Below are 10,512 nucleotides of genomic sequence, written 5' to 3' on the forward strand. Positions count from 1 at the left end.
CTACCTCCTGTGGAGCGACATCCCGAACAACCGCATCCTGCGCTTCGACGAGGAGACGGGCGCGGTCCAGGCCTTCCGCAAGCCGTCGAACTTCGCCAACGGCAACACCCGCGACCGCCAGGGCCGCCTCGTCACCTGCGAGCATGGCGGGCGGCGCGTCACCCGCACCGAGTATGACGGCGCCATCACGGTGCTGGCCGACACGTTCGAGGGCAAGCGCCTCAACTCGCCCAACGACGTGGTGGTGGCCCGCGACGGCGCGGTCTGGTTCACCGATCCGCCCTTCGGCATCCTCGGCAACTACGAGGGCGAGCGGGCCGAGCCGGAACTGCCGCAGAACGTCTACCGCCTCGACCCGGTCACGGGGGTGCTGGAGGCAGCGGCGACCGACCTCGCCGGTCCGAACGGCCTGTGCTTCTCCCCCGACGAATCGATCCTCTACCTCGTCGAGTCGCGGGCGCAGCCGAACCGCCGCATCCTCGCCTTCGACGTCTCGGGCGGGCGCCTCAGCAACCGGCGCGTCCACATCGATGCCGGGCCGGGCACGCCGGACGGCTTCCGCTGCGACACCGACGGCAACCTCTGGTGCGGCTGGGGCATGGGCGACGACGCCCTCGACGGGGTGATGGTGTTCAACCCGGACGGCACCCTGATCGGCCGCATCCGCCTGCCGGAGCGCTGCGCCAACCTCTGCTTCGGCGGTCGCCACCGCAACCGGCTGTTCATGGCGGCGAGCCAGTCGCTCTACGCGGTGTACGTCGATACGCAGGGCGTGGCCGGGGGGTGAAGCCCCGGCCCGCGGAGGGGGCGGCTAACCGCCCTTCCGCCCCGCCGCGACGAGGCACAGCAATTCGAACAGCACCTGCGCGGCGCATTGCGCGGTGTTGCTGGTCGGGTCGTATTGCGGCGCCACCTCGACCACGTCGCCGCCGACGATGGTCAGGCCGGCGAGCCCCCGCAGCAGCTCCAGCACCTCGCGCGGCATCAGACCACCCATCTCGGGCGTTCCGGTGCCGGGTGCGAAGCCGGGATCGAGGCTGTCGACGTCGAAGGAGAGGTAGGTGGGGCCGTCGCCCACGACCGCGCGGGCCCGGGCGATCACCGCGGGAATCCCGAGCTGCGGCACCTCCTCGGCATGGATCACCGTCATGCCCGAGACGTAGGAGAACTCCCACAGGTACTCGGCGCCGCCGCGGATGCCGATCTGGATCGTGCGGGCCGGATCGAGCACGCCGTCGAGGACCGCCTGCCGGAACGGGCCGCCATGGTGGAACTTCGAGCCCTCGTAGACGCCGCCGGTGTCGCAATGGGCGTCGATATGGATCATGCCGACCGGGCGCGACGCGCCGACCGCCCGCAAGGTGGCGCGGCTGATCGAGTGATCGCCGCCGACCGCGAGCGGGATCACGCCGGCCTTCACCACGGTCGAGAAGAAGTCCTCGATGTCCTGGTGGCAGCTCTCGAGGGAGAAGCGGCTGCGGAACGGCACGTCGCCGATATCGGCGGCCTTCAGCTCGGCGGCCGGCGTCATCCGCAGGACGTGCTCGTAGGGGCCGACGCGCTCCACCGCCCGCACCGCCCGCGGCCCGTGGCGGGCGCCGGCCCGGTTGGTGACGCCGAGATCCATCGGCACGCCGATCAGCGCCACGTCGAGGCCGCCGAAATCGGGGAGGGTCGCGGCGTCGGGGCGGTACGGCAGGTCGAGGAAGGTCGCGACGTCCGCGAACGGCCATTTGCGCCGGTCGCTCTCGCTGAATTGCTGACGCGCCGCCTTGGCGAAATCCGGGTCGTCGATGTCGCCGCCGGTGGCGTCGAGATAGCGGGCGCGCAGGGCCGCGAGCTTGGCGGCAAACTCGGCCTGATCCTCGGCCTGATTCTTGGCCTGATCCATGGAAGACATCCGGGACGAAGGGCCCGCCGGTCGTCGCCGGCCGGGCGCAGCACTCGGGAGGTCGGCTCCGCGAGGGGGAGCCCCGGCGCGCCCGGCGTGCCCTCGGCCCGCGCCGCCCGGGCGCGACTGAAGCGCAGGCCGGCCGCGCTGGCAAGCCCGCGGCCGAAAAGCCGGGCTCTCCCGACGGGCTATCGAGCGGCGACGTTTTCTGCGACGAGGCCCATATCCTGCCGTCGCGCGATCCCGCCTCGATCGCGGCACGTCCCCCGAGCCGAGAGAGCCACCCCGCATGGGCGAGATCCGCGCCGCAGCCGGTTCCGGCCTTGCACCCGGCGACGCCTGATCCGGTGCGCGCGTCCCGCCCCGGGGGCTTCTCCCTCGCGCCGGCCTGGCCGGGGGTGTGGCTGCTCGCCGCCGCCCATCTCCTGGCCTTCGCGGACCGGTTCATCGCCGCCCTTGTCGCCCCGGCGATCAAGGCCGACCTGGCCTTGAGCGATTTCGAGCTCGGCCTCGCCCAGGGGACCGCCTTCGTGGCGACCTACGCCGTCGCCTCCCTGGCGGTCGGCCCCCTGGTCGACCGGGTTCACCGCCCGCGCCTGATCGCGGGCGGGATCCTGGTCTGGGGCCTGGCCTCCCTGGCCTGCGGGCTGGCGACCGGCCTCGGCGAGTTCGTCCTCGGCCGGGCGGTGCTCGGCCTCGGCCAGGCGGTGCTCACCCCGGCCGCCCTGGCTCTCATCGCGGCACGTCAGCCGCCGGACCGGATCGGTCACGGCGTCTCCCTCTACACCGCCGGCGCCACCCTGGGGCGCGGGACGGCCTTGATGCTCGGCGGCGGGCTCCTCGCCCTGCTGCCGGCCGCGGTCCCCCTCGGCCTCGGTGCCCCGGTCGCGGCCTGGCGGGTGCTGTTCGCCCTAAGCGTGCTGCCGAACCTCGTCCTGGCGGCCCTGATGCTGCGTCTGCCCGATCCGGATCGGGGCGGGAGGCGGCCGGCGCGGCGGACCGCCCTCGCCCCCTGGCTCGCCCGGCATGCCGGGCGCTACGCCGCCATCGCGATCGCCGGGACCGCCGTCACCCTGGTGGTGCAGACCACCAACGCCTGGGCGGTGACGCTGCTCGTGCGGCGCTTCGGCCTGCCTCTGTCCTCGGCCGGGATGCTGTTCGGGGTGATCGTCGCCGTCGCCGCGCCCCTCGGCCAGTTCACCGGCGGACGCCTCCTCGACCGCACCGCACGGCGGGGCCTGCCCGGCGGACGGCTGATCCTCGGCTCGCTCCTCGGCACCCTGCCGCTCGCCGCGACGCTGGGACTGACCGACCGCCTCGCGCTCGCGCTTGCGGCCCTCGCCGCCCTGATCTTCGGCCTGGGCATCGGCTCGGTCGCCACGCTGGCGGGCCTGCAGATCATGACGCCGCGGGCGCTGCGCGGCCGCGTCACCGCGCCGTTCATGGCCTGCATCACGCTGGCGGGGTTCGGCCTCGGCCCGCCACTGGTCGGGCTTCTGGCCGACCGGGTCTTCGGCGAGGCCGCGCTCGGCCACGCCCTGCTGGCCGCCAGCCTGCCGGCCTACGGGGCGGGACTCGTTGCCCTTCTGCTCGGTGCGCGCTACCTCGGGAGACCAGCGGCCCCAGCGGCAGGGATGTGCCGCTGAGCAACCGGCCTCGGCATGCCGAAGCGTCGTGTCGCCCATCGCCCCGGTGGATCGCAGGTCTCCGTCGCGGAACCGGCGTCTGCCCGAGGGGAAACCAGCCGAGGAGCCGCCCGCGCGCGCGATGGACACGATCACCCTCGGCCCGGACCTCGCCGCCGACGACGACGCGTTCGAGGCGTATCGCGACCTCTACAGCAGCGGCACCGACGTCGATCGCCTGCCCGGGCCGTTGCGGACCGAGGTCGTCGCCCACCGGCTGCCACGGATGCTGATCTTCGACCGGCAGCTCGCCGGAGTGTCGCATGCCCGCGGGCCGCGCCGGGTCGCCCGCGACGGCTTCGACCACGTCACGCTTCACCTCGTCCTCGCCGGCCGCATGATGCTGGAGGTGCAGGACGCGGTCCGCGCGGTCGAGGCCGGGAGCCTCGCGCTGTTCGACCTCACCCGCCCGCAGCGCACCTGGACCACGGGCGCGCGCATCGTCACCGCGGCGATCGCCCGCGACCGCCTCGACCCGGCCGTCCTCGACGGGCTCGACCTGCACGGGCTGGTGCTGGGCCCGCGCGAGGCGGGCCTGTCGATCGATTTCCTGCGCTCGCTCGCCGCGCACGCCGCGGGGCTGACGCCGAACCTCGCCGGCGTCGCGACCGAGTCGCTCTGCCTCCTGCTGGGTGCGACGCTCGCCTCCCTGCGCGACCGCGCCGCGCCGGTCCCGCCTCCCGTCGCCGCCGGACGGGCGCGGGCACGCGCCACGGCCTTCATCGATCGGCATCTGGGCGACCGGGATCTGTCCGTCGCGACGATCGCGGCCGGGATCGGCGTGTCGCGCAGCGTGCTCTACCGCCTGTTCGAGCCGGCCGGCGGCGTCGCCCGGTTCGTGCAGCAGCGGCGCGTGGCGCAGCTGCGCCGGTCCCTGTCGCAGCCCGACGAGCACCGCACGATCGACGAACTCGCGACGGCGGCGGGCTTCACCTCGCCGAGCCATGCCGGCCGCCTGTTCCGCGACGCGGTCGGCGTGCCGCCCGGCGAGTATCGCCGCAGCGCGCGCGGCACCGCGGAGCCGGACAGGGCCGAACGGAGACGGCTCACCCGCCCCGATCCAGCCGGCGTACCGCCGCTCGGCTTCGTGACCTGGCACGGCGAGCTGATGTGACGCGACGCGCGAAGGGCGACCTGCCCCCGCAGGTCGCCCTTCACGGCCGCGTCACGTGCGCGTCGCTCGTCGGCGTCGGTCGGCCCTCAGGCGCGGGCGCGCTTGGACGGCTTGCCGGCGGCCTTGGCGTCCGCCTTGGCGTCGGCGACGGGGGCCTTCACGACCGCATCCGAGGTGGCGCGCTTGGCGGCCGCCGCGACGGTGCGGCCCCGGCCGAGGCCGATGCTCTTCGCCAGCTCCGAGCGCTGGGCGGCGTAGTTGGCGGCGACCATCGGGTAGTCGTGCGGCAGGCCCCACTTGCGGCGGTACTCCTCGGGGGTGAGGCCCCGGGTGGAGAGGTGACGCTTGAGCGACTTGTACTGCTTCCCGTCCTCGAGGCTGATCAGGTAGTCCGGGGTCACCGTCTTCTTGATCGGCATCAGCGGGGTCGGCTTCTCGGCCTCCTTGGCGACCGGCTGGCCGAGGGAGACGAAGGCGTTGTGCACGGTGCCGATCAGGCCGGCGAGGTCGGCGGCCGGAACCGAGTTGTTGGCGACGTAGGCGGACACGACGTCGGCGGCGAGCGCCACGAAGTCGACGTCCTGGACCAGATCTTCTTGCGACACGGATATTTGTCCTAAATCAACGCACCCGACGAGCGGGCCTGGAGCCGATATCGGGCACACGCGTGCAGTTTCAACCCACCGTCGTACGGTCAGCGCCGAATTACCCACAGATGCTTTTTGTAATCGGGCCGCCTTCACGTCGCGCAACGGCTTCATGCCGGCCCGGAGATTCACCCAAGCCTTGCGCATCGCGCGGGCTACTCGGCCGCAAACTCGGTCGGCGGTACCCAGAGTGGATTAGTCAGCGCCTGACCGGCCCCGGCGAAGGTCCACCCCGATTAGGCCGCATGGCGGATTGGCGTGCGGGGCGGGGGATGCCCGCGAGAGATGCCCGCGAGAGATGCCCGGATGTCCGGCGCGTCGCCGCCTTCCCCATGCCGGCATCGCCCGGGGGAGTGGATTCGCCGCAGGGCCGGGACCGTCATCGGAACGTCATGAGAGGGGCCGACACGCAGGTCCGACTGCCCAGGACAGGAGCCCCGCCCGATGGACTTCCACCGCCGCTTCACCGTGCTGATGTGCACGCCGGCCTTCGACCCGGACGACCTCGAGGGCGCGCGCGTCAACCAGATCGTGGCGGCGGTCGAGCATCGCGGCTTCGAGGTGGTGCGGGCGCGGCGGGTCGAGGATGCGGCGATCGCGGTGCAGACCGATGCGGCGGTCGGCTGCCTGGTGGTGGATTGGGGCAAGCGCGGCCTCGACGGCAAGGCGGCGGCGCTCATCGACATGATGCGCAAGCGCGGCCTCGAGATGCCGATCGTCATCATGGTCCGGCGCAAGCGGCTCGAGGACATCCCCGTCGAGCTCCTCGACTTCATCGACGGCTACATCTTCCTGGCGGAAGAGACCCCAGAATTCATCGCCCGCGGCCTCGTCAGCCGCGTCACGCAATATGCCGAGACCCTGAAGACCCCGTTCTTCGGAGCCCTCGTCGATTACGCCGAGAAGGGCAACCAGCTCTGGACCTGCCCGGGCCACAACGGCGGCATTTTCTACAACCGCTCGCCGATCGGCCGCATCTTCGTCGAGCACTTGGGCGAGGCGATCTTTCGCGACGACCTCGACAACTCGGTCCTCGATCTCGGCGATCTCCTGACCCACGAGGGCCCGGCGCTCAAGGCGCAGAAGGAGGCAGCCCAGATCTTCGGGGCCGAAAAGACCTACTTCGTGCTCAACGGCACCTCGGCCTCGAACAAGATCGTGCTGTCCTCGCTGGTGGCCGAGGACGACCTGGTGCTGTTCGACCGCAACAACCACAAGGCGGCGCATCACGGCGCGCTCTTCCTCGGCGGCGGCATCCCGATCTTCCTCGAGACCGACCGCAACGCCTACGGGCTGATCGGGCCGATCTTCCACGAGGCGCTGGACGAAGAAAAAATCCGCCGGAAGATCCGCGACAATCCGCTCGTCAAGGACAAGGAGGCGTGGTGCAAGGAACGCCCGTTCCGCGTCGCGGTGATCGAGCAATGCACCTATGACGGCACGATCTACGACGCCCGCGAGATCGTCGCCAGGATCGGCCATCTCTGCGACTACATCCTGTTCGACGAGGCCTGGGCCGGCTTCATGAAGTTCCATCCGCTGTTCCAGGGCCGCTACGCCATGGGGCTGACGGGGCTGGACGAGACCTCGCCCGGCATCATCGCCACGCAATCGACCCACAAGCAGCTTGCGAGCTTCTCCCAGGCCTCGCAGATCCACACCAAGGACGGCCATATCCGCGGCCAGACGAGGCGGGTGGAGCACCGGCGCCTCAACGAGAGCTTCCTCGTCCACGCCTCGACCTCGCCGTTCTACCCGCTCTTCGCCTCCCTCGACGTCGGCGCCCAGATGATGAAGGGGCGCTCCGGCATGATCCTGTGGGACGACACGATCCGGCTGGGCATCGAGTGGCGCAAGAAGGTGCGGGCGATTCGCAAGGAATTCGAGGAGAACGAGCGCGACCCCAAGCGCCGCTGGTTCTTCGATCCCTTCGTGCCCGACATGGCGACGGGGGCCGGCGGCGCGGAAGTGCCGTGGGAGAGCCTGCCGACCGACGAGCTCGCTTCCGACGCGCGCCACTGGGAGCTGAAGCCGGGGGCCGGCTGGCACGGCTTCACCCATGTCGCGCCGGGCTACGCCATCACCGACCCGAACAAGCTGACCGTGCTCACCCCGGGCTTCGACCGGCGGACGGGAGAATACACCGAGCACGGCGTGCCGGCGCCAATCGTCGCCCAGTACCTGCGCGAGAACCGCATCGTCCCGGAGAAGAACGACCTCAACTCGCTGCTCTTCCTGCTGACGCCCGGCGTCGAATCCTCGAAGGCCGGCACGCTGATCTCCGGCCTCGTCGCCTTCAAGCGCCTGCACGACGACAACGTACTGCTCGAAGAGGCGATGCCGGAATTCGTCCGGCGCCGGCCGCAGCGCTATGGCGGCGTGCGCCTGCGCGACCTCTGCGCCGATTACCACGCCTTCCACCGCCAGTCGGACACCTCGGGGCTCCAGCGCAAGCAGTTCATGCCCGAGCACCTGCCCGAGATGGTGATGCCGCCCAAGGCCGCGGCCCAGATGCTGACCCGCAACAACGTCGACTTCGTGCCGATCGCCGAGGCCGAGGGGCGCATCGCCACGACCCTGATGCTGGTCTACCCGCCCGGCATCGGTACGGTGCTGCCGGGCGAGCGGCTGGACGAGCGGGCCAAGCCCATGCTCGACTACTTCAAGATGTTCGAGGCCGCCGCCAACCTGTTTCCCGGCTTCGAGGCCGAGATCCAGGGCGTCTACCGCCAGGTCGAGCCGGACGGGCGCATCCGCTTCTACACCTACGTGCTGCGGGAGGGGCGCTGATGGATTCGGCGCCGACCCAGCCCGGGATCGTCATCCGCCCGTCGACCGACGCGGACGTCGCGGCGATGATCGACATCTACGAGCACCACATCCGCCACGGCGTCGGCGATACGGGCGACTTCGAGGAGGACCGGCTCCGGCCTGACGACCTCAAGCGCCGGCGCAAGAACATGCGGTCGAAGCGCCTGCCCCACCTCGTGGCCGAGCGCCACGGAATGGTGGCGGGCTACGCCTACGCGGTGCCGTTCCGCAAGCGGCCGGCCTACCGCTACACGCTCAAGCACTCGATCTACGTCCATGCCGGGCATCTGCATGCCGGCATCGGCCGGCGCCTGCTGCCGGCCCTGATCGAGGCCTGCGCGGCGGGCGGCTACCGCCAGATGATCGGCTATATCGACGCCGAGAACGAAGCGTCGTTGCGCCTGCACGAGGCCTGCGGCTTCACGCGTGTCGGCCATCTGCCGGCCGTGGCCTACCGCCACGGCCGCTGGGCCGACAGCGTGATGGTGCAATGCGCGCTCGGCACGGGGTCGTCGGACCAGCCCTCGACCTGGCGCCAGGAGGCGGCGGCGCGGGACGCGCAGGCGGCCGTGGCGACGACGTGAAGAGGGAGTGATCGGCTGTCTCGCCGGCTGTTCCACCCGCCGTGTCGATCCCGGGGCTCGTCGAAGGCGAGAACCCGGGATCCATAACCGCTGCCGAGGCGGACTGGGGCGGAACACGCTTCGCCTCATCCTGAAATCTCGGCGATGATGGATCCCGGGTTCCGCTGCGCGGCCCCGGGATGATATCGGGACCGTCAGCACGGTCCGAACGAACATCGAGGCGAACCGGTCCTACCCCGGCACCACCGGCGTCTTCTTCACCGGCAGCCCGGCCAGCACCGATTCATCGATATTGAGATGCGCGCGGACCAGAGCGTGTGGGGTCAGCGCCATCCACTGGTTGAGCGACACGTCGGCATAGGCCGGGCTGCGGAAGAGCTCCAGGAAGCGCAACGGCGTCGAGCCGGTATTCTCGATGTAGTGGCCCATGGCGAAGGGCACGTAGCCGACGTCGCCCCCCTGGTAGTCGAAGGTCCGGGCCTTCGATTCGGAGCCGAACACCGTCATCCGGCCTTGGCCGGAGAGATAATACTGCCACTCGTCGCCGTTGGGGTGCCAGTGCAGCTCGCGCATCGCGCCGGGCTCCAGCTCGACGAGGGCCGCCGCGATGGTCTTCGAGGCCGGAAACACCTTGGAATCGGTGATGCGGACGGAGCCGCCCTTGGTGCGGATCGGCTCCTGGGCCAGCATGCGGTAGCTGAAGCCCTCCGGCACCGGCCCGGCGCCGCCGGTCCTGTCGCCGGCGATCGGTCCCGGCATCGGCGCCGGGAAGATGTATTTCTCCTTGTCGGGCAAGCCGGCCAGCGCCGATTCCGGCACGCCGAAATTCTTCGCCAGGATGTCGCGCGGGGTGTGGGCGAGCCAGTCGGTGATGAGGAAGGTCGAATCCTCCGAGAAATGGCCGTCGTCGAAGACGAGCAGGAACTCGCAGCCGTCGACCTCGCCCGGCAGGCCCTGGATCGAGTGCGGGATGCCGGAGGGGAAGTACCAGAGGTCGCCCTCGCCGACGTCGTCCACGAAGGTGCGGCCCATCTGGTCGACGGCGGTGATGCGGGCGCGGCCCTTGAGCATGTAGGCCCACTCGGCCTCCTTGTGCCAATGCATCTCCCGGGCGACGCCGGCCTTGAGGCGCATGTTCACGCCCGCCATCGCGGTCGAGATCGGCAATTCGCGGGTCGTGGTCTGGCGGGCCCAGCCCCCCTCCTCGATCCGCATGTGGCTGTCGGTGAACGACCATTTGAGGTTCGGCATCGTGCCGTGGTCGGTCTTCGGCGGCAGGGTGGTGAAGGGTTCCTCTGCTTGCCGGGGCGGGTTCACCGGCCCGAGGATGTCGGCGCCGTCCCGGCCGCGGATCGGCTGCGGCCCCGACGGGGCGGCCGGTGCCTGCGCTTGGGCGGTGGCGGCGGTACCGACGAGGCCGGCAGCCGCGGCGGCCAGGGTGTCGCGGCGGGAGATGAGGGTCACGGGCGGTCTCCTGCTCCGGCGGAAACGAGGTCCTCACCCCGTCCGCTCGGCGCCGGTTCAATCGCGCGCCCGGCCGGGGCGTTCCCTCGGGTCAGGCCTGCGCCGCCGGCATTCCGGACGGTCCGGGCGCCGTCCGGTCCCGCCTGACGGGGCGGCGGAGGCGATCTAGGAAGATTTCGCCGAAGTGGACACCGGTTCGGCGGCAAAAATCTGCGACACAACAAGAACCTAAGCGGGCGAAGCGTTGGCCTGCCCACGGTACACGACCCTGGCCGGGAACCGTGCAGCCAGGCTTCATGACCCATTGCAAACCGAC

8 protein-coding genes are annotated in these 10,512 nt (G+C 71.1%); 5 read left to right on the forward strand and 3 right to left on the reverse strand.

What is annotated here, in order from left to right:
* On the forward strand, positions 1–787 hold a 787-nt coding region (locus QR78_RS28880), incomplete at its 5' end, for an SMP-30/gluconolactonase/LRE family protein (protein ID WP_048431065.1).
* A 24-nt stretch (positions 788–811) separates the two neighbouring features.
* Here the strand turns inward: QR78_RS28880 and speB are convergent.
* Positions 812–1,891 (reverse strand): agmatinase, encoded by a 1,080-nt coding sequence (gene speB, locus QR78_RS28885; RefSeq protein ID WP_048431066.1) that lies wholly within the window; start codon positions 1,889–1,891, stop codon positions 812–814.
* Between the two features lie 347 nt (positions 1,892–2,238).
* Here speB and QR78_RS28890 point away from each other — a divergent pair, with 347 nt between their 5' ends.
* Together QR78_RS28890 and QR78_RS28895 are read left to right on the forward strand one after the other, a co-directional pair.
* Complete coding sequence (locus QR78_RS28890) at positions 2,239–3,537, forward strand: MFS transporter (RefSeq protein WP_048431067.1); 1,299 nt, start codon at positions 2,239–2,241, stop codon at positions 3,535–3,537.
* Positions 3,538–3,658: 121 nt separating this feature from the next.
* Positions 3,659–4,690 (forward strand): helix-turn-helix domain-containing protein, encoded by a 1,032-nt coding sequence (locus QR78_RS28895; protein ID WP_053221141.1) that lies wholly within the window; start codon positions 3,659–3,661, stop codon positions 4,688–4,690.
* Between the two features lie 86 nt (positions 4,691–4,776).
* Here the strand turns inward: QR78_RS28895 and QR78_RS28900 are convergent, their stop codons facing one another.
* Positions 4,777–5,295: a Ros/MucR family transcriptional regulator gene (locus QR78_RS28900; protein WP_048431068.1), complete on the reverse strand. Its 519-nt coding sequence runs from the start codon at positions 5,293–5,295 to the stop codon at positions 4,777–4,779.
* Positions 5,296–5,781: 486 nt separating this feature from the next.
* On the opposite strand from QR78_RS28900, the gene QR78_RS28905 reads away from it, so the two are divergent.
* Both QR78_RS28905 and QR78_RS28910 read left to right on the forward strand, forming a co-directional pair.
* Complete coding sequence (locus tag QR78_RS28905; protein ID WP_048431069.1) at positions 5,782–8,127, forward strand: Orn/Lys/Arg family decarboxylase; 2,346 nt, start codon at positions 5,782–5,784, stop codon at positions 8,125–8,127.
* Positions 8,127–8,732, forward strand: a complete 606-nt coding sequence (locus tag QR78_RS28910) for a GNAT family N-acetyltransferase (RefSeq protein ID WP_048431070.1) — start codon at positions 8,127–8,129, stop codon at positions 8,730–8,732. The genes QR78_RS28905 and QR78_RS28910 overlap by 1 nt, the downstream gene beginning before the upstream one ends.
* Positions 8,733–8,963: 231 nt before the next feature.
* On the opposite strand, the gene QR78_RS28915 is transcribed toward QR78_RS28910, so the two are convergent.
* Positions 8,964–10,196, reverse strand: coding sequence for an oxalate decarboxylase family bicupin (locus tag QR78_RS28915; protein WP_048431071.1), 1,233 nt, complete (start codon positions 10,194–10,196; stop codon positions 8,964–8,966).
* Positions 10,197–10,512 lie beyond the last annotated feature (316 nt).

It is taken from the genome of Methylobacterium indicum (assembly GCF_001043895.1).
GTDB lineage: Bacteria > Pseudomonadota > Alphaproteobacteria > Rhizobiales > Beijerinckiaceae > Methylobacterium > Methylobacterium indicum.